The sequence below is a fragment of the Mycobacterium sp. WMMD1722 genome (assembly GCF_049315205.1).
Lineage (GTDB): Bacteria > Actinomycetota > Actinomycetes > Mycobacteriales > Mycobacteriaceae > Mycobacterium.
This window is the reverse complement of sequence record NZ_CP186056.1, coordinates 3,638,525-3,659,069: the sequence shown is the minus strand read 5'-3', so window position 1 is coordinate 3,659,069 and position 20,545 is coordinate 3,638,525. Positions and strand designations below refer to the sequence as shown.

The following is a 20,545-nucleotide window of genomic DNA, read 5'->3' as shown; positions in this document are numbered from 1 at the left end:
CGTCAGCCGAACTCGAGCAGCGTGTAGGCGCCGCGCCACTGCTTGATCGCCGGCAGACTCCAGAGTGCGGGGAAGATCTTGTCGAAGAAGAGTCCGCGACCGCTGGGCATCGGGAGGTCGTGGACGGCGCGGATACCCGGCACGGTGTCGACCAGTCCGGCCAGCTGCGCCGGGGTCAGGCTGAATGGCATGGGCGGCACCCGGTAACGCCGCGAGGACCGCATGCCCTTCGGAGCCATCTTCTTCACCAGAACCGGTGGCAGGTCGAATATCATCTGCCCGCCCGGGAATCGCTTCGCGCACTGCGTGATCAGCCCAATGGCCGCTTCGGGCTGTAGATACATCAACAGACCTTCGGCGGTGACGAAGACGCCCTCGGTGGTGTTCACGCGGTCCATCCACGAGTAGTCGAGCGCTGACTGGGCGAGCTGGGTGATCCGCGGCGATGCCGGCAGCAGCCGATCGCGCAGGGCGATGACGGGTTCGAGATCGATGCTCAACCAACGGAACCGCGCATTCGGCAGTGCGTCGTCCAGCCGCCAGAAACTGGTCTGCAGGCCTTCGGCGAGGGCGACCACCGTCGCCGTCGGGTGACGGTACAGATACGCCGCCGTGGCGCGGTCGAACGCCAGTGAACGCAGCGCCATCTCCTGACCCTTGCGGCCGAATTTCTCGAAGTCGAAATCGATCGCCTCGACGAGCCGGATCGCCATGGGGTCGTGGATGATTGCGCGGCGATGGGCAGCCTGATGAGCCCGGCCGTACAGCGTGAGCAGCGCGGTCTCCGAGACGTCGGTCAGCGAGCTGGCGTCGATGCGACCGGGGGTCGGGTCAGTCATCGGTCACCTCCCTCAGGTCGATCCGTGCGGGCACCAACGGTACGGATGACCATGTGAAGCTCCTGGCGGGGTCGAGGCGGGCTCGGTTCCACATTAGGCGCGACGGCGTGCGACACCGCCGCACCGCCCGCCGGTACCAGGACATGACGCTCTGCCGGCCGGCCGGCCGGACGGTCGATGTCGTTGCCTCACAGCAACTTGACAGAAACGCCGGAACGGCGGCCAGGTGTTGTGCTGCCGCGGAGCGTGTCGTAGCGTCAACCAAGTTGATTAGCTTTCCTACCGGGTTTTCGGCACGGCCCGCGCCTGTCGCCGCTTCTCGAAAGGGTCACGGATGCAGCGGTTGTCGCTGGCGCGGCGACTGGGCCGACGGTGGACGTGGGTGGTCGCCGTCGTGGTCCTCGTTGTCTCCGGGTTCGCGGTGTATCGGCTGCACGGCGTGTTCGCATCGCAGGACGTGGTCTCCACGCCCACCGGGGCCGATAGCGACATCGTCCCGTTCAATCCCAAACACGTGGTGCTGGAGGTCTTCGGCCCGCCCGGCACGATCGCCACGATCACCTATCTGGACGTCGACGCCCAGCCGCAGCGGGCCGAGGACGTCACCCTGCCGTGGTCGTACGACACCACCACCACCCAGCCCGCCGTCTTTGTCAACCTCACCGCCCAGGGCGACAGCGATTCGATCGGATGCCGGATCACCATCGACGACGCGGTCAAGGACGAGAGAACGGTGAACACCCTGAACGCGCTGACCTACTGTCTGGACAAGTCCGGATGAGCAGTATCCGCATCCCGGATCTCATCCGCCGGTTCTCGGTTCTGATCGCGCTGTTCTGGCTCGGCCTCGCGGTGGTGACGAACGTGTTCGTGCCACAGCTGGAGACCGTCGCTGAAGCCCACAACGTCTCGTTGAGCCCGCACGATGCGCCGTCGCTGCAGGCCAGCAAGGAGATCGGCAAGAAGTTCGAGGAGTTCGACTCCGACAGCTCGGCAATGATCGTGCTCGAGGGGGATCAGCCGCTCGGCGCCGAGGCGCACCACTACTACGACGGTCTGGTCGACAAGCTCGCACAGGACACCCGCCACGTGGAGCACATCCAGAACTTCTGGGGCGATCCGCTGACCGCGGCGGGCTCGCAGAGCTCCGACGGCAAAGCGGCGCTGGTACAGGTGTACCTCGCCGGGAACCAGGGCGAATCCCTGGCCAACGAATCGGTGGACGCGGTGCGCGACATCGTCGACGACACACCGGCTCCGCAAGGACTGAAGGCCTACGTCACCGGACCCGCGCCGCTGGTCACCGACCAGTTCGAAGTCGGCCGTCAGGGGACCCTGAAGACGACCCTGATCACCCTCGGGGTGATCGCGGTGATGCTGTTGTTCCTCTACCGCCGGCTCACCACGGTGTTCCTCGTGCTGTTCACCGTGATGATCGAGCTGACCGCATCGCGCGGTGTGGTCGCGGTCCTGGCGAACGCCGGCATCATCGAGCTGTCGACGTATTCGACGAATCTGCTGACGTTGCTGGTCATCGCGGCCGGTACCGACTACGCCATCTTCATCCTGGGGCGCTTCCACGAGGCGAGATACGCCGGGCACGACCGCGTCTCGGCGTTCACCACGATGTACCACGGAACCGCTCACATCATCCTGGGCTCCGGTCTGACGATCGCCGGCGCGGTCCTCTGTTTGACCTTCACCCGGCTGCCCTACTTCCAGAGCCTGGGGATCCCGGCGGGTATCGGTGTGCTGGTCGCGGTGGTGGCGGCGCTGAGCCTGGCTCCCGCCCTGCTGGTCATCGGGCGGCATTTCGGGCTGTTCGAGCCGGCCCGGGCGATGCGCACCCGACGCTGGCGGCGGATCGGTACCGCGATCGTCCGCTGGCCCGGCCCGATCCTGGTGGCGACGATCGCGATCGCCCTGATCGGCCTGCTCGCCCTGCCGGCCTACAAGACGAACTACGACAACCGGACCTACATGCCGGCCGACGCCCCGGCCAACGTCGGATACGCCGCTGCCACCCGGCACTTCTCCGAGGCCCGTCTCAACCCGGAGTTGCTGATGGTCGAAGCCGACCACGATCTGCGCAACCCCACCGACATGATCCTGCTCGAACGGGTCGCCAAGGCGGTCTTCCACACCGACGGCATCGCGCAGGTCCAGTCGATCACCCGGCCCCTGGGCACGCCGCTCGACCACACGTCGATCCCGTTCCAGATCAGCGCGAGCAGTGCCTCGCAGATCAACAACCTGCCGTTCCAGCAGGCTCGCGGAACGGATCTGCTCAAACAGGTCGACGTCATCAACAATTCGATCGACGTACTGCGACAGCAATACGCGCTGCAGCAGCAGTCCGGCGCGGTCACCGACGAGCAGACCCGGGCCTTCCAGAACACCGTCGCGACCGCCCAGGACCTCCGGGACAAGATCGCCAACTTCGACGACTTCTTCCGGCCCATCCGCAATTACTTCTACTTCGAGCCGCACTGCTACGACATCCCCATCTGCTGGGCGCTGCGCTCGCTCTTCGACGCCCTCGACGGCATCAACGACCTCACCGACCAGCTGGCCGACGTCGCCGGCAGTATCGCCAAACTCGATGAGCTGCAACCGAAGCTGCTCGCGCTGATCCCACCGCAGATCCAGAGTCAGCAGGCTAACCGCGACCTGACCCTGACCAATTACGCCACCACCTCGGGGCTCAACGACCAGACCGAGGCCGCGTTGCAGAACGCGACCGCGCTAGGCCAGGCCTACGACGCATCGAAGACCGACGACTCGTTCTATCTGCCTCCGGAGGCCTTCACCAACCCGGAGTTCCAGCGGGGCCTGAAGCTGTTCCTGTCCCCGGACGGGAAGGCGGCGCGGATGATCGTCACCCACGAAGGCGATCCAGCCACGCCCGAAGGCATTTCGCACATCGACGCCATCCGGCACGCCGCGCAGGCTGCGGTCAAGGGAACGCCGTTGGCCGGATCCAAGCTGTACATCGCCGGTACGGCGGCGACCTATAAGGACATCCAGGACGGTGCGCGGTTCGACCTCATGATCGCCGGGATCGCCGCGCTCAGTCTGATCCTGCTCGTCATGGTGTTCATCACCCGCAGCCTCGTCGCCGCCTTCGTGATCGTGGGCACCGTGGCGTTGTCGCTGGGCGCGTCCTTCGGGTTGTCCGTGCTGATCTGGCAGGACCTGCTCGGCATCGAGTTGTACTGGATCGTGTTGGCGCTGGCCATCATTCTGCTGCTGGCCGTCGGATCGGACTACAACCTGCTGCTGATATCCCGGTTGAAGGAGGAGATCGGCGCGGGTGTGAACACCGGCATCATCCGGGCGATGGCCGGATCGGGGGCAGTGGTCACGGCCGCCGGTCTGGTGTTCGCGGCCACGATGGCATCGTTCGTTTTCGCCGACCTGCGCATCCTCGGTCAGATCGGAACGACGATCGCCCTCGGCCTGCTGTTCGACACCCTGATCGTGCGATCGTTCATGACCCCGGCGGTGGCAGCGCTGCTGGGCCGCTGGTTCTGGTGGCCGTTGCGGGTGCGGCCCCGCCCGGCCAGCCAGATGCTCCGGCCCTACGGCTCACGGCAGGCGGTGCGTCAGCTGCTGCTCTGGGAGGACGGTGACCCGGTCGCCGGGACGGGGAAGGGTTCGGACTGATCGTCGAACGCGTGGCCGGCGGCGGGCAGCTTCTTCTTCAACCGCGCGACCCGGCTGAGCTGCGCGGCCATGTTCATCGACGTCAGCATGGGAATGCCGCCGATGAACGTACGAAACGACGGATGTCCGCCGTGTAGGTGCAGCACGAACAGGCAACCGACCACGTAGAAGAAGCCCATGGTGAACAGGGCCGCCGGAATCGCGTAGGCCAGCGGGGACCGCGCGTCGGTGACCAGTTCGCGGGCGTAGTCGATTTCGTCCTGCGACATCGGCTCACGTTTGCGGACTTTGGCGAGTACCGCCTTGTGGGCGCCCACCTGATCGCCCAGGGGATGCCCGCCGCGGCGCTCGAGCCGGCTGATGTAGACGAAGACGCAGGTGGCGAAGACGATCTCCAGCACGCCGGCGAGGATCGTCAGATCGCCCCAGGGGCCCAGATTCACCAGAAAAACGTTACCCGAACTAAGTGTTCGGGTCGGAAACTCACAGCAACCCGACAGGTGGGTCAGATCCGGCCGGCGGGAAACATCGTCCTGACGGCCCGGGTGACGGTCTCGCGGGTCTCCGCGGCGTCGTCGGGTTCCAGCGAACTGATGGCCATGACATACCGATGGTCGGAACCGATGGCGCCGGTGGACACGTGCAGCTGGTTGCCACCGTTCCAGCAGCAGAACCAGCCCTGTTTGACCGCCACCGGTTCGGCCGTGAGTGCGTCCGGGATCCCGAAGCGCTGCGGGTAGCCGTCGGCTCCCGTCGGGGTGGATCGGGCGAGATCGCCGATGATGACGCCGGCCTGTTCGGCGGGCAGTCCGCCGGTGCCGTCCAACAGCATGTCGTAGTAGCGGACCAGATCGCCTGCGGTGCTCATCGTGACGTCCCAGTGTCCGTTCGACGGTGCCGTCGTACCCGTCAACCCGTACCGGGCGACGATGCGCTCGATGACCGCGTTTCGACCGCTGCGATCCCAGAATTGTTGTGCTGCAGAATCATCGGAAGAGCGCAGCATGCGGTCCAGCGACGTGCGATCGGCCGCGGAGAGTGTCGTCGTGCCCTGCGCCTCCTGCAGCAGCAGGTCGTCGGCGATGAACAACTTGACCACCGAGGCGATCGGGAACGGGGCGGTGGCCCCGTTGGAGACGATCTGTCCGGTGGCGCGGTCCATCACGGCCGTCTCGATGTCGGCTCCGGACTCCGCCGCCTCGGCGGTGGCCTGACGGACGCGGGCCTCGAGACCGTCGAACGGCGCCGAGGGCGGCGATGCATGAGAGGGGGCGACCGGTCCCTGACTGGTGCGCTGCGTGCTGGGCGGTGCGCCTTCGACCGGTGCTGCACACCCGCCGACCAGCAGTGCGACGCCCAGAATCGCCCATCGCCGCATGTCAGCTCCCGCCAGAGTCCGGTCGTCGGCCCAGCCTAGTCGGCTGGCCCGCACGGTGCCCGCGGTCGGACCAGCGCTGCGCAACGACGGACACGGTCAGCACCAGCAGTCCGGCGACGGTCAGCACCGCACCCGCGGCGGCCGGAGCCGTGTAGCCCAGACCGGCGGAGATCACCATGCCACCGATCCACGCGCCCGCGGCGTTGGCGATGTTGAGCGCCGAGTGGTTGAGCGCCGCCGCCAGGGTCTGCGCGTCGTGCGCCACGTCCATCAACCGGGTCTGCAGGGCAGGGCCGATGGATGATCCCGTCGCGCCGATGAGGAACAGCCCGAGCATGGCCGTCCACGGATTGTGTGCCGCGAAGACGAAACCGGTGAGCACGATGCCCAGCGACGTCAACGAGGCGTACAGCCCCCGCACGACCGACACGTCGGCCATCCGGCCGCCCACCAGGTTGCCGATCACCATGCCCAGGCCGAAGGTCATCAGCCCCAGCGGTACCAGGGCCCGGGACACTCCGGCGACGTCGGTCAGCGTGGTGGTCACGTAGGTGTACACCGCGAACATGCCGCCGAAGCCCACCATGCCGACCAGCAGGGCGAGCCAGACCTGGAGCCGTTTGAGCGCCCCGAGTTCGGTGAGCGGACTCGTCGCCTGCATGCCGCGCATCTCGGGCACCCAGCACCAGATCGCGGTCAGCGTGACGGCGCCGACGCCGACGACCAGGGCGAAGGCGCTGCGCCACCCGAAGTGCTGCCCGAGCCAGGATGCCGCCGGAACGCCGATGACCGTCGCCACGGTGAGCCCGCTGAGCACGTAGGCGACGGCTTTGGCGCGGTTGCGGGGGCCCATCAGCTGAGCGGCCACCAGGGCGGCGATGCCGAAGAATGCGCCATGTGGCAGTCCGGCGATGAAGCGAGCCGCCATGAGTGTGGCGTAGGACGGCGCGAAGGCGGTGGCCAGATTGGCGACGGTGAACAGGACCATCAATCCGAGCAGCAGCGTCTTGCGCGGCATCCGCGCGGTGAGCGCTGCGATCACCGGTGCGCCGATGACGACGCCGAGCGCATAGGCGGAGATGACGTGGCCCGCGATCGGTTCGGTGATGCGCAGGCCGGCGGCGATGTCGGGTAACAGCCCCATTGCGACGAACTCGGTGGTGCCGATGCCGAACCCGCCGAGGGCCAGGGCCAGCACGGCGAGCCAGCGCACGGTCGGGTCGGGCGCGACGACCGCCATCGATCCCGACGGACGCGACATGGTTCCGGTCATCGTGACGACGCTATCGACACTTATGCTCGCGCTCAAGCCGGCTTTTGATTTTCCTATGCGAAAGTGGCGCATCTTACGTCGCTACGGTTCAATCGTGGGGTGGCCAGCGTCGGCGATGTGTTCGCCCTGATCCGGGAACTGCGCGTCACCACCCGCGCAGATCTGGCCGCGCACACGTCGTTGTCGCGGACGGCGGTGACGGCGCGCGTGGCCGCGCTGCTGGATCTCGGGCTCGTCGCCGAGACCGAGCCCGGACCGTCGACCGGGGGCCGCCCCGCCGCGACGCTGAGCTTCGACGCCGATGCCGGCATCGTGCTGTGCGTCGCGATCGGGATCAGCCGCACGCGGCTGGCGATCTGCAACCTCGCCGGTGAGATCGTCGCGAATGCCGACATCGACCAGGAGGTCGCCCTCGGCCCGGACGACCTGCTGCCCGATGTGGTCAAGCGGCTCGACGTGCTGCTGGATGACCGGCCGGACGTCCCCGTGTACGGCATCGGGGTCAGCCTGCCCGGCCCGGTGGACCGCGACCGGGGGTGCAGCCGTGATTCGCCGATCCTGCCCGGCTGGGACGGTGTGGCGTTGCGTCCGTACTTCGAGCGCCTCTCACCCGCACCGGTCGTCCTGGACAACGACGCCAACGCCATCGCCCTCGGTGAGCGCGGCGGCAACCTCGAGCGCATCGACGATCTGCTCGTGTTGAAGGTGTCGACGGGGTTGGGCGCCGGCATCATCGCCGGCGGCGACCTGCAGCGGGGCGCGTCCCAGGCAGCCGGGGAGTTCGGACACAACAAGACCCCGGCCGCCACGGGTCTGGCATGCCGGTGCGGAGACGTCGGCTGCCTCGAAGCGGTCGCGGCGGGATGGGCGGTGGTCCATGCACTGCAGCAGAAGGGCTATGCCGTGCGTCATCTGCGCGACGTGGTGGAACTCGCCCACGCCGGCGACCCGGAGGTCCGCCGCATGCTGCGCGACAGCGGCCGGCACATCGGTGAAGTCGTCGCGGCGGCGGTCAACCTGCTCAACCCGAAGGTGCTCGTCATCGCCGGCGATCTCGCGCGTGCCTACGAGATCTTCGTCGCCGGCCTGCGGGAAAGCCTGTACCGCAACGCGACCGCGATGTCGACGCGTGAGCTGGAGGTCGTGCAGGCCGCCCACGGCGGTCATTCGGCCGCGGTCGGTACCGCCGCCATGGTGCTCGAAGAGGTGCTCAGCCCTCGCGCGGTCAACGAATTGGTGGCCCGGGCGCACTGACGGTGGTCACGGATCGCGTCAGCTGACGCGCTCATCCTGGTCCCCGGCGTTCCTGGCCGCCTCCGCTACGGTGCGTACGACCCAACTCACCGTGGCCAGCGTCTGCGGGGCCAGCTGGGTGAACGGCCAGGTCACCACGCCGGTGACCAGGCTGCAGACACTCTCGCCGACCGACGCCGGAACGTGACGGGGGTCCATCAGGTCGTTCTCGCCCAGCGGGCCCGCCTCGGCCGACACCATGTGGCGGGTGAAGCTGCGCAGTGAGCGTCCCGTGCCGCGCAGGGCGTTCACCGCCCCGAGGAACGATCCGGCGGCGGCCAGCTCGGCGCGGAACACTTCCACCGTCACGCCCAGATGTTCGGCCACCAGGTCGTCGCGAGCCTGGCAGATCTCCTGCCGGACGTCGGCGTGGCGCGGCGATCCGGGCACCGCTTCGAGTGCGACGTCGCATTCGCTGTCGAAGCCGAGCGACCGGTTGTTGAGGTTCGACGAGCCGATCCGCAGCAGCCGATCGTCGGCCACCAGCACCTTCGAGTGCACGTACACCGGTCTGCCGCGCTCAGCCACCGGCCAGTACACCCCCAGCCGGCCGTGCAGGTCCGCGCTCCACAGCAGCCGCAGCAGCCGTTCCCGCGCACTGTCCATCGACTGCTGTTCGAGCCGGCTCTCGGAGCTGCGCGGCAGGATGATGACCACTTCGGGACCGTAGGGCTCGCGCAGCCGCGCGGCGAGCGCCTGGGCGAGACTGCGCGCGGCGAGGTACTGGTTCTCGAGGTAGATGACGTCCGCCGCGGCGGCGATCCCGGCCAGATCCAGCGCCTCGACCTCCCGAACCTCCTCCTCGGCGGGCGGCGCGGGCAGCGTGCGCGCCACCCCCACCTCCACGTCGCGCAGCGGTCTACGCACCGCGGGCGGCCAGAACGTCCGTCCCGTCTCGACGGGAGTGAGAGCCTCACCGGTCGCGGTGTGCCAGCGGTCACGGGCCACCGCGGCCAGCGTCCGCGCGGCGGCGTCGTCGACCACGGTCGCCACCTCGTGCCGCGGCCCGTACCCGCGTCCGGCCGCTGATCTGCGCGGGTCGTCATCCAGGTGAGATCGGGTGTCCCAACGCCCGATGGTCAGGTCGATGCCGCCGCAGAACGCGACCGCATCGTCGACGACGACGATCTTCTGGTGGTGTACGGCGCCGGTCGGATGGGCGCCGTCGACCGCGAAGTGCATCCGGCTGGAGGTGACCCGGTTGACCAGGCTCACCGGCGCCACGCCGAACCAGAATCCGTCGAACGCCGACAGCAGCCGCAGATTGGACTTCAACAGATACACCTCGAGATCCGGACGCCGCCACACCAGCCAGTGCAGGAACGGGCCGAGATGGTTCGGGCCGGGCAGCGTCGCGTCACCGGCTTCGAACGGCGTGCGGTAGTCCAGGTCCCAGCCGATGATCATGATGCGACGCCTGGCGCTGAGCATCGCGGACTTCACGTGCCTGAGGTAGTCGGCTCCGTCGACGATCCGGCTGAAGCGGTCGGCATGCGCGACGCGCCAGCACGTCCGGCCCGGTACCAGCAGCGCGTCGGCGGGCAGCTCACCATGGTCGGTCCCTGCTGCGTCGATGACGGTCGCATCGGAATCCATGGATGTCCCTCGTTTCGGCTACTGAACAGCCATTGTCCCGCGGGTGGCGGGTTCGGCGCCCGGTGTGGGTCGTCACACGCCCCTGACGTGCAGCTACTGACGCGATCGTCATCAAATGATCACATCCACCGTGGTCCGTGCCCGTTGCGCGGCCGTTAGATTGGCTCCGTGCCGGAGAGGGGAAGCTGAGTCGTGCCCGCCGCCACCGCTGTGCACTTCTTTCTGGCCCTGGCCGTGATCCTGGCCGCATGCCGACTCGCCGCGATCGTGGCGCAACGCGCCGGGCAGCCGCCGGTGGTCGGCGAGATGATCGCCGGCGTGGTGCTCGGCCCCTCGTTGCTGGGTCGCATCGCCCCCGGTGTGCAGCAGGAGCTGTTCCCGGCCGGCACGGCGAACGTCGTTCTGTACACGACCGCGCAGATCGGCCTGGTGCTCTACATGTTCGTCGTCGGACTCAACTTCGACGTGAACCATGTCAGACAGCGGGCCGGAACCGCGGTGGCGGTGTCCGCGGCCGGTACGGTCGCTCCGCTCGTGCTGGGCGCGCTGGTCGCCGTGCCGCTGCTGGCCGGCGGCGGCTACTTCGGCGCGACCGTCACCATGCCCACGGCGATGATGTTCCTCGGCGCGGCGATCGCCATCACCGCATTTCCGATGCTCGCCCGCATCATCTTCGAAAAGGGGCTCACCGGAACGCAATTGGGCACACTCGCATTGGCGTGCGGGGCCGCCGCCGACGCCATCTCATGGTGCATCCTGGCGACGGTGGTCGCCGTACACCGGGGCAGCCCGGCCTCGGCCGTCACCGCCATCGTGGGCGGACTGCTGTATGCGGTGCTGGCGCTGACGCTGGGCCGACGGGCACTGCGCCGGCTCGACACCGCCACCGACGAGCAGCGCGGCCTGCCGGGCTGGGCGCTCAGCACCGTGCTGAGCCTTCTGATGGTGTGCGCGTGGTTCACCGAGACGATCGGCATCCATGCGATCTTCGGCGCCTTCATCCTCGGTGCGGCCATGCCGTCCGGAAAATTCGCCCGACGCGCCACCGACGCGCTGGAGCCGGTGACCACGCGGCTGCTTCTACCGCTGTTCTTCGTCTACTCCGGACTGAACACCCAGATCGGTCTGGTCAACACCCCGACACTCTGGGCGGTCACGCTGGGTCTGCTCATCGTGGCCATCGCCGGCAAGGGTGTCGCCTGTGCCGTGGCCGCCCGGCTCAGCAAGGTACCGTTGCGGGACTCCGTCGCACTCGGCTCGCTGATGAACGCACGCGGTCTGATCGAACTGATCCTGCTGAACATCGGTCTCGAGGCCGGGATCATCACGCCCACCCTGTTCACGATTCTGGTCCTGGTGGCGGTCGTCACCACGCTGATGGCGTCGCCGGTATTCGAATTCGTCTACGGGCCCACCCGGAAGGTGGCGAGCCGCGCATGAACGCCTGCCAACGTCGGTCGGCACGTTCCAGAAGGAGATTCGCATGAACGCCCGAACGCAGTTGTCCCAACTCGACCCCGAGGCCCGTGCGGCGCTGGCCCGCCGGATCAAGAGCCAACTGGACCGCCCCGACTCGGCGGCGGCCGATCACGATGTCGCCATCGTCGGCGGCGGCATCGCCGCGATGACCCTCGCGCTCGAGATCCGGGCTGCACGCCCGACCACACGGGTGCTGATCATCGAACCGAACACCCACCCGGTTCCCGAGATCACCCACACGGTCGGCGAGTCCACCGTCGAGATATCGGCACACTATCTGCGGGACCGGATCGGGCTGGCCGATCACCTGAGCGGGGCGCAGCTGCGCAAGATGGGGCTGCGGATGTTCTTCTCCCACGACGACAACACCGATATCTCCCGGCGCGTGGAGCTGGGAGGTTCGTCGTTCGTGCCCCAGGTGACCTACCAGATCGACCGCGGCCGACTGGAGAACGAACTACACCGACGATGCCGTGCGGCGGGCATCGACATCGCGGCGGGGCGGGTGCGGTCGGTGGGCCTCGGGACGCAAGGGGCACCGCACACCGTGCACCGTCAGAGCAGTGACAACGACACCCGCACCACCGCGCGCTGGGTGGTCGACGCCTCGGGCCGGAATCGTCTGCTGCCCCGGCAGCTGGATCTCCAACACGCCAACGAGCATCGATGCAACGCCGCCTGGTTGCGCGTCGGCACCGAGATCGACGTCAACCGCTGGAGCGACGATCCGGAATATCACCATCGATTGGTCGAGGGCGATCGGGCGATGTCCACCAATCACCTGATGGGCGAAGGTTATTGGGTGTGGATCATCCGCCTGGCGTCCGGTGCCACCAGCGTGGGCATCGTCGCCGATCCCGCCTTCCACGCCTTCGAGGGATTCAACACCCTGGAGCGGGCCAGGGTATGGCTGCGGGAACACGAGCCGCAGTGCGCGGCGGTCATCGACGAGAACGAGGACCGGATCCTGGACTTCCGGGTGATGAAGAAGTACAGCCACAGCGTGACCCAGGCCTTCGACGGAGGTCAGCGGTGGTGCCTGACCGGCGACGCCGGGGTGTTCCTGGACCCGCTGTACTCGTCGGGGCTGGATCTGGTGGCCATCGGCAACGGCCTGATCACCGATATGGTCACCCGCGATCTCGACGGCCAGGACGTGCACGCCCGCGCACGGATCAGCGATTCGCTGTACCGGTCGCTCACCGACATGTGGCTCGCGGTGTACCAGGACCAGTACGTCTTGATGGGATCACCGGCGGTGATGTCGGCCAAGGTCATCTGGGACGTGGCCTTCTATTGGGGCTTCATCGGTCTCCTCTATATGAACGACCGCTTCGTCCGGGTCGCCGACGATCCCGGGTTCGTGCCGCATCTCGACGGCCTCATCGCGCTGAGCAACCGGGTGCAGCTGTTCTTCCGCGAGTGGTCCGCCGTCGACAGCGGCGCAGCGTCGGTTCCGTTCGTCGATCTCTACGCGCCGTTGAACTTCATGGTTTCGCTGCACACCGCGATGATGGGATCGAGTCCGGACTTCGACAGGCAATTCGACGCCAATGCCCGGCTGTTGCGGCAGCTGGCAGGTCAGCTCGTCGACACCGTCCTCACCCAGAAGTCGGCGATGTTCGGTGACGACGCGGCGATGCGACAGGTCCAGGCCTGGCAGCGGGATCCGCTGCTGCGGGAACTGCGGTCGGTCTACCGCGAGGAACAACCCGGCAACCCGGTCAGCAGCGGCTGGATCGTCGCCGCAAACCCGGCGCTGCAGTCGAGCTGAGCACGACGATGCCCCAGCACATCAGCGAACACCAACCGTTGGCGATCGTCGGGATCGGCTGCCGCTTCCCCGGCGATGCCGATTCCGTCGATGACTTCTGGAATCTGCTCTGCACCGGCACCGATGCCACCCGCGTCGTCCCGGAAACTCGATGGACCGCTGCCCGGTACCACGACCCGAACCCCGCGAAGGTCGGCAAGATCGTCACCCGCCGGGGCGGCTTCCTCAGCGACATCGACCAATTCGACCCCCAGTTCTTCGGCATCTCGCCACGCGAGGCGCACTCGCTCGATCCGCAGCAGCGACTGCTCCTGCAGGCCACGTGGGAAGCGTTGGAGGACGGCGGAATCCCGGCCTCCACGTTGGCCGGTACCGATGTCGGCGTCTTCGTGGGTGGGTTCACGCTGGACTACCAGCTGCTGCAGAATCAGGGGCGCACCAGCCGCTATCGCTTCAAGTCGCACTCCGCGACCGGGATGATGATGACGATGCTGGCGAACCGCATCTCCCATGCCTTCGACCTGCGCGGGACCAGCATGTCGATCGACACCGCCTGCTCGAGCTCGCTGGTCGCGGTACATCTTGCCGCACAGTCGATCTGGAACGGTGAGTGCACCGTGGCCCTGGCCGGCGGCGTGAACATCATGGTCGGTCCCAACACCGCCATCGCCGAATCCAAGAGCGGGTTCCTCAGCCCGGAGGGCCGGTCCAAGGCGTTCGACGATTCGGCCGACGGCTACGCCCGCGGTGAAGGCGGCGCTGTCGTCGTACTCAAACCGCTGCACCAGGCGGTGGCCGATGGCGACGACATCTACGCCCAGATCCTGGGCAGCGCCGTGTCGCAGGACGGCCACACCGACGGCATCACCGTTCCCCGGGAAGAGGCGCAGGAAGCGGCGATTCGGACGGCGCTGCAGCGCGCCGGCGTCCGAGCCGAAGACGTCGGGTACGTGGAGGCGCACGGCACCGGCACGCCGGTGGGTGATCCGATCGAACTGCGGGCCCTGGCCAACGCCCTGGCCGGTGAACGCCCCGCGCAGCGCCCACTGCTGGTCGGGTCGGTCAAATCCAACATCGGCCACCTCGAGGCGGGCGCCGGCGTGGCCGGGCTGATCAAGGCCGCGCTGGTGCTCAAACACGGTCACATCCCGGCGAACCTGCACCTGCGCACGCCGACCCGGCACGTGTCCATGGAACAGCTGAAGCTCGAGGTGCCTGCGGCCGGCCGGCCGTTCCCCGGCTGCGCCCGACGCATCGCGGGAGTGAACTCCTTCGGGTTCGGCGGCACCAACGCCCATGTGGTCCTCGCCGAACCGCCTGCTCCGCAGCCCACTGAGGTGCATGAGCAGGCGCTACCCATGCTGCTGCCGATCTCGGCGCGCAGTGAGGACGCGCTCGTCGCGGTCGCCGGGCGGCTGGCCGACCATCTGACCGACCACCCCGAGATCACCGCGGCCGACCTGAGCTACACGCTGACCCGACGCCGCGCCCAGCTCAACCACCGCCACACCATCGTCGCCGAGAACGTGTCCGAGGTGCGTGAGCGGCTCCGGGCGCTCGCCGACGTCGGACAGCTCGACACCGAGCGAATCAGCACCAGCGCACCGAAACGCGCGTTCGTCTGCACCGGCATGGGACCCCAGTGGTGGGCTATGTGTCGCGGTCTGCTGGACGCCCTACCCGTGTTCACCGACAGCATCCGGCGAACCGACCGGGAACTGTCGCATCACACGGAATGGTCGCTGCTCGACGAGCTCCGGCGTGACGAGGCGAGTTCCCGCATGTCCGACACCGAGATCGCGCAACCGGCCAATTTCGCGGTCCAGATCGCACTCGCCGAACAGCTCGCCGCCTTCGGCATCCGACCCGATGCCGTGGTCGGCCACAGCGCGGGTGAGGTCGCCGCCCACCACCTGGCCGGCCTGCTCACCTTCGAGCAGGCCGTCGAGGTGATCTACCACCGCAGCCGACTGCAGCAGCGGACCACCGGACAGGGACGCATGCTCGCCGTCGGTCTCGACGCCGACACGCTGCTGCGCACCATCGACGAAAAGGTGCTCGACGAATTCGGCCGTCGCGTCTCGGTGGCCGCGGTCAACAGCCCGTCAGCCGTGACGGTCGCCGGTGACGGCGACGTGCTGGAAGACATCGCCCGCCAACTCGACGAGGCCCAGATCTTCAATCGCTATCTGTCGGTGCAGGTTCCCTACCACACGCACTATATGGAGGCGATCAGGGACGATCTGCTGCGCGCATTCGACGGCCTGTCGTCCAAGACCGCGGCGATACCGCTGTACTCGACCGTCACCGGCGAGCAGCTGGACTCGTACACCGAAGGCGCCGCCTACTGGTGGCAGAACACGCGGGCCGCCGTGCTCTTCGAACCTGCGATGCGGCGCATGCTCGACGACGGCTACACACAGTTCGTCGAGCTGGGCCCACACCCGGTGCTCGCCGCAGCCATCTTCGAGATCGCCGGTCAGCGCCGCGTCTCGACCGCGGCGACGCAGCGGCGCGGTCACGACGATGCGCGCACGTTACTGGAATGCGTCGGTGCGCTGCACTGCGACGGGCACGAGGTCGACTGGGGCGCCGTCCATCCCGGCGGCGGACGCCTGGTCAAGCTGCCGTCGTATCCGTGGCAGACCAAGCGATTCTGGAACGAAACCCAGGAAGCCACCGAGACACTGTTCTACCGCCCCGTGCATCCGCTGCTCGGACAACCGGTGAGCGGCGTCCACCCCACCTGGGAGGCCGAGATCAGCACGTCGCTCAACAGCTTCCTCGGCGACCACCGGGTGCAGGGCAGTGTGGTGCTGCCGGGGGCGGTGTACATCGAGATGGCCCTGGCCGCAGCGGAACTGACCTACGGAACCCGGCACAGCGTCGACAACCTCGTGTTGCACCGTGCCGTGCTGCTCGACGACAGCTGTGATCCGATCCTGCGGACCACGCTCAACCAGGACACCGGATCTCTGGAATTCGCGGCGTTCACGGCGACGGCCGACGGAGACCTCAAGTGGTCGATCACGGCGACGGCCGAACTGAACGTGCTGCCGGCACCGCACGGCAACGCGGACGTTCCGCACGACGACGATCAGATGCGCTCGATCGGTGCGGACGACTTCTACGCCCGCACCGAGGCCGTCGGCTTCGACTACGGCGACGCCTTCCGTCCGGTGCGCGGCGTGACCGCCGGGCAGGACTGGGCGATCGCCGACATCGCAGTCCCGGACGCGATCGGCACCGAATTGTCCGAGTATCGATTCCATCCGGCTCTCATCGACGGCGCCTTCCAAACCCTCTTCGGGGCACCGTTTCTCGGCCAGCAGGAGAGCCAGGACCCGTATCTACCCACCCGGATCCGGCGCTGCGCCGTGTACGGCCCGGCGGAGCAGCGGATGTCGGTGCAGGTGCGCGTGGTCTCGGCCACCAGCGAATCGGTCGAGTGCGACATCATCGTCAGCGGGCGCGCGGGTGATCCGCTGGCGGTGTTCGACGGGTTCGTCGTCCAGTCCCTGAGCGCGTCCTCGCGGATGTCGGCCGAGCACATCGACAAGGGCCTCTACGAGATCCAGTGGATCGAGGCCGGCCCGAGCACGCCCGCCGACCACCCACCGCCCGGTGCGCACTGGCTGATTCTGTCCGACGAGTCCGGTTGCGGCACAGCCATCGCCGAAGAGCTGCGCGGGCGCGGTCAGCGGGTGCAGACGGTGCGGCACGCCGTGGTCGATGCGATCACCGAGCGCGATGGCGATCTCCTTGTCGATCCGGCATCAGACGGGCAGCTCACCGAGCTGCTCTCGGCCCACCTGGCCCGCCACGGCGACCTCACGGGCATCGTCGACTGCTGGGCGCAGGACATGTCGACAGCCGTGCAGCAGCGCGATGATCAGTTGGGGCCGTTCACCGTGCTGCGTCTGGTGAAGACCCTTGCGGCTCAGCCGGACTGTACGCCGCGCCTGCACCTCGTCACCGCCAACGCCCAGCCTGCGCCCGGAACCGCACTGACCGGGGTGGACCAGGCCACGATGTGGGGGCTCGGCCGGGTCATCGGTCATCAGGAACTCGGCGAGTACTGGGGCGGTCTGATCGACATCGACCGCGCCGATGACCGACAGGAGACCGCGTCGCGCATCTGCGATCACCTGCTCGGCGCCGCATCCGAGGATCAGATCGCGATCCGCGGCGCCGCGACGTTCGTGCCCCGGCTGCGTCCCTGCCGCGGCCTGACCAAACCCTTCCCGACCAAACTCACCCCCGACGCCACCTACGTCGTCACCGGGGGAGCCGGAGCCCTCGGCCGCGTCGTGACCAGCTATCTCGCCGAACGGGGAGCCCGCCACATCACGCTGCTCGGACGCAGTGGCCTCCCACCCAGGCACACCTGGGCCGCGTTGACCGAGCGCGACGGCCACTTCGCGGCGGTCGCGGCGATCCGGGCCGCCGAACGGCTCGGCGCGCACGTCCGCACCGCCAGTGTCGACATCACCGACGCCGCGCAGGTGCGCGGGTGGCTGGACGACCACGCGCGCAGCGGCGGCCAGCCGGTCCGCGGCATCGTCCACGCCGCGGGATCGGTCGCCGACCAGCTCCTGGTGAACATGGGCGAGGACGACTTCGCCACGGTGCTGGGACCCAAGGTGACCGGAACCCGGGTGCTGCACGATGCACTGGCCGATCAGAGCCTGGAGTTCTTCGTGATGTTCGGGTCGGCGGGGTCGACGATCGCCGCGCCGGGGCAGGGCAACTACGCGGCGGCCAACGCATTTCTCGACGCGTTCGCCCATCACCGGCGGGCGCAGGGACTTCCGGCGCTCACCATCGGCTGGGGTCCGTGGTCGGTGGGCATGGTCGAGCAGCTCAACCTCGAGAAGATCTACGCCCAGCGGGGGATCGAGCTGATCACACCCGCGGTCGGGTCGAGGATCCTCGACCGTCTCCTGCGCCAGCAGACGGCGAACGTCGTCGCCATCACCGCCGACTGGCGCCGCGCCCGCCAGGCCGGATTCGGCGCCGGCCTGCCGGCGATGTTCGCCGACCTCGACGCCACCGCAGACCCGTCGCAACAACGGGATTCGCCGGGCTCGATCCTCGACGTACTGGCCGCCACCCCCGACGCCGAGCGGCGGGAGGTGGTCGCCGAAGAGGTGCGGCGGATCGTCGCCACCGTGTTCGACACCGCCGTCACCGACATCGGACCCGACGACATGCTCGACGACATCGGGCTGGACTCGATGATGGCCATGGACTTCCGGGTGCGGATCAATTCGGTGTTCTCCATCGATCTGCCCGTGCTCGAGATCCTGCGCGGTGTCAGCGTGAACTCGCTGGCCGACCGCATCCTCACCGACCTCCGGTCGATCCACGGTGCCGATGGGCCGTCCGTGGCCGCGCCGGCGCAACCGGTGCACGAGGGCGACACCGACGAGTTGGACGAGCTGGTCAACGGGCTGTCGGACACCGAATTGCTCTCGCTGCTCGCCGAACTCGAGGACGGGGGAGCGCCGTCGTGACGGCCTCGGCGGTCCGGGTGCGGGCGCTGTCGAAGTCCTACGGACAGGTGGCCGCGGTGCGCGACCTTGATCTCGACGTCGGCTACGGCGAGATCTTCGCCATCCTCGGACCCAACGGCGCAGGCAAATCGACCACGATCGAGATTCTCGAAGGCAACCGGCGGCGCGACGCCGGGCAGGTCGCGGTGCTCGGTGAGGATCCGGGGACGGCCGGCCGGAAATGGCGCGCCCGGATCGGCATCGTCCTCCAGGAGGTGAGTGACGCCGGGATGCTCACCGTCGAGGAGACGGTGCAGATGTTCCGCGGGTGCTACGCCGCGACCCGCCCCGCAGCTGAGCTGCTGGAACTCGTCGGGCTGACCGCTGTCGCCGGCAAGCGGGTGCGGACCCTGTCCGGCGGTCAGCGTCGCCGACTCGACGTGGCTCTGGGCATCGTCGGGATGCCCGAGCTGCTGTTCCTCGACGAGCCGACGACCGGCTTCGACCCGGAGGCCCGGCGTCAGTTCTGGGATCTCATCCGACTGCTGGCCGCCGACGGAACCACGATCCTGCTCACCACCCACTATCTGGAGGAGGCTGCGGCACTGGCCGACCGGGTCGCGGTGATCGCCGCGGGCAGCGTGGTCGCCGTCGATTCCCCGGTGAAGCTGACCGGCCACCTGGGCGGCGCGGCAACGGTGCGGTGGATGGAGGGCGACGACCTGCACGTCGAGCACACCGACTTCCCGACCGAGCTGATCCGCCAGCGGAGCGCCGACGGCCGGGAACTGAGTCAGCTGACCGTCACGCGTCCCACGCTGGAAGACGCGTATCTGCATCTGATCGGCCAGGCCTGATGTCGGTAGGGCACGCCGCGGCGCAGCTCCCCTCGGCCGTGCAGATCGGCTTCTCTCGCGTCGTTCCCGAGTTGAAGATGTTCTACCGCAGGCCCGAACAGATGGCGCTGACGTTCTCGATGCCCGCGGTGATCTGCCTGCTGCTCGGGTCCATCTTCTCCGAGCGGCTGCCGGGCAGCGACATCAGCACCGGCGCCGTCATCGCGGCGAGCATGCTCGCCTACGGAATCCTGTCGACGTCCTTCATCAACCTGGGCATCAGCATCGCCGCCGACCGGGACACCGGGGCGCTGCGGCGACTGCGCGGCACCCCGACCACCGCGGCGTCGTATTTCATCGGCAAGATCATGCTGGTCGCGATCGTCAGCCTCGCCGAGGCAGTGATCCTGCTGGCGGTCGGTGTCTTCGTCTTCCACTTGCGCCTGCCCGCCGACCCTTTCGGATGGTTCACCCTCGGATGGGTGTTCCTCCTGGGCATCGTCAGCTGTTCGCTGCTGGGCATCTTCATCAGCAACTTCGCCGGCAATGCCCTCTCCGCCGCCGTCATCACCAATGGCCCGGCTGTGAGCCTGCAGTTCCTGTCCGGGACCTACGTCCCGATCACGATCCTGCCGACCTGGATGCTGATCATCGGTTCCCTGTTTCCTGTCAAGTGGATGGCGCAGGGCTTCCGGTCGGTGCTGCTACCGCCGGAGATGGTCGCGTTCGAACCGGCCGGCAGCTGGGAGCACTGGCGGATCTTCCTCGTGCTGATCGCGTGGAGCATCGGTGGCCTGATCGGTTGCCTGGCGGTGTTCCGGTGGTCCGACCGCAACTGAGGCGTCACGATTCGGTCAGAATGGCCGCACGGCTGCGGGGTATCTCGGAAGCGTGGGACGGGACACGCCCGTCCCGG

At 68.0% G+C, this 20,545-nt stretch carries 13 protein-coding genes; 8 read left to right on the top strand and 5 right to left on the bottom strand.

The features are described 5' to 3' along the window. Positions 1–2 precede the first annotated feature (2 nt). Positions 3–839, bottom strand: coding sequence for a class I SAM-dependent methyltransferase (locus tag ACN27E_RS17470; protein ID WP_422743347.1), 837 nt, complete (start codon positions 837–839; stop codon positions 3–5). A 334-nt stretch (positions 840–1,173) separates the two neighbouring features. Between ACN27E_RS17470 and ACN27E_RS17465 the strand changes: the two genes are divergently transcribed. Together ACN27E_RS17465 and ACN27E_RS17460 are read left to right on the top strand one after the other, a co-directional pair. Next, the gene (locus tag ACN27E_RS17465) at positions 1,174–1,620 is read left to right on the top strand and encodes an MmpS family transport accessory protein (RefSeq protein WP_422743346.1); all 447 of its coding nucleotides are present in this window, start codon (positions 1,174–1,176) and stop codon (positions 1,618–1,620) included. Then, positions 1,617–4,505: an RND family transporter gene (locus tag ACN27E_RS17460; protein WP_422743345.1), complete on the top strand. Its 2,889-nt coding sequence runs from the start codon at positions 1,617–1,619 to the stop codon at positions 4,503–4,505. The genes ACN27E_RS17465 and ACN27E_RS17460 overlap by 4 nt, the downstream gene beginning before the upstream one ends. Here the strand turns inward: ACN27E_RS17460 and ACN27E_RS17455 are convergent. The 3 genes from ACN27E_RS17455 to ACN27E_RS17445 all read right to left on the bottom strand — a co-directional run bounded on the left by ACN27E_RS17455 (position 4,445) and on the right by ACN27E_RS17445 (position 7,156). Further along, complete coding sequence (locus ACN27E_RS17455; RefSeq protein WP_422743343.1) at positions 4,445–4,948, bottom strand: hypothetical protein; 504 nt, start codon at positions 4,946–4,948, stop codon at positions 4,445–4,447. The two genes, ACN27E_RS17460 and ACN27E_RS17455, sit on opposite strands and share 61 nt — an antisense overlap. A gap of 62 nt (positions 4,949–5,010) precedes the next feature. Then, complete coding sequence (locus tag ACN27E_RS17450) at positions 5,011–5,883, bottom strand: hypothetical protein (RefSeq protein WP_422743342.1); 873 nt, start codon at positions 5,881–5,883, stop codon at positions 5,011–5,013. 1 nt (position 5,884) lies between these two features. Beyond that, on the bottom strand, positions 5,885–7,156 hold the full coding sequence (locus tag ACN27E_RS17445) for an MFS transporter (protein WP_422743340.1): 1,272 nt from the start codon (positions 7,154–7,156) through the stop codon (positions 5,885–5,887). 99 nt (positions 7,157–7,255) lie between these two features. On the opposite strand from ACN27E_RS17445, the gene ACN27E_RS17440 reads away from it, so the two are divergent. Then, entirely contained in the window at positions 7,256–8,410 is a 1,155-nt protein-coding gene (locus ACN27E_RS17440) for an ROK family protein (protein WP_422743339.1), read from the top strand. An 18-nt stretch (positions 8,411–8,428) separates the two neighbouring features. On the opposite strand, the gene ACN27E_RS17435 is transcribed toward ACN27E_RS17440, so the two are convergent. Then, positions 8,429–10,045: a phospholipase D-like domain-containing protein gene (locus tag ACN27E_RS17435; protein WP_422743337.1), complete on the bottom strand. Its 1,617-nt coding sequence runs from the start codon at positions 10,043–10,045 to the stop codon at positions 8,429–8,431. 192 nt (positions 10,046–10,237) lie between these two features. Between ACN27E_RS17435 and ACN27E_RS17430 the strand changes: the two genes are divergently transcribed. Genes ACN27E_RS17430 through ACN27E_RS17410 form a run of 5 tightly spaced genes read left to right on the top strand, consistent with a single transcriptional unit; the run spans position 10,238 to position 20,468 of the window. Continuing rightward, positions 10,238–11,485, top strand: a complete 1,248-nt coding sequence (locus ACN27E_RS17430; RefSeq protein ID WP_422743336.1) for a cation:proton antiporter — start codon at positions 10,238–10,240, stop codon at positions 11,483–11,485. Between the two features lie 43 nt (positions 11,486–11,528). Continuing rightward, positions 11,529–13,298 carry a tryptophan 7-halogenase gene (locus tag ACN27E_RS17425; RefSeq protein WP_422743335.1) on the top strand — a complete coding sequence of 590 codons (1,770 nt, stop codon included), beginning with the start codon at positions 11,529–11,531 and terminating at the stop codon, positions 13,296–13,298. An 8-nt stretch (positions 13,299–13,306) separates the two neighbouring features. Beyond that, positions 13,307–18,814: a type I polyketide synthase gene (locus ACN27E_RS17420; RefSeq protein ID WP_422743333.1), complete on the top strand. Its 5,508-nt coding sequence runs from the start codon at positions 13,307–13,309 to the stop codon at positions 18,812–18,814. Further along, positions 18,811–19,650, top strand: coding sequence for an ABC transporter ATP-binding protein (locus ACN27E_RS17415; protein WP_422743331.1), 840 nt, complete (start codon positions 18,811–18,813; stop codon positions 19,648–19,650). The genes ACN27E_RS17420 and ACN27E_RS17415 overlap by 4 nt, the downstream gene beginning before the upstream one ends. After that, a complete protein-coding gene (locus tag ACN27E_RS17410) occupies positions 19,650–20,468 on the top strand; it encodes an ABC transporter permease (RefSeq protein ID WP_422743329.1) in 819 nt (272 codons plus the stop codon). The genes ACN27E_RS17415 and ACN27E_RS17410 overlap by 1 nt, the downstream gene beginning before the upstream one ends. The last annotated feature ends 77 nt before the right edge of the window (positions 20,469–20,545 follow it).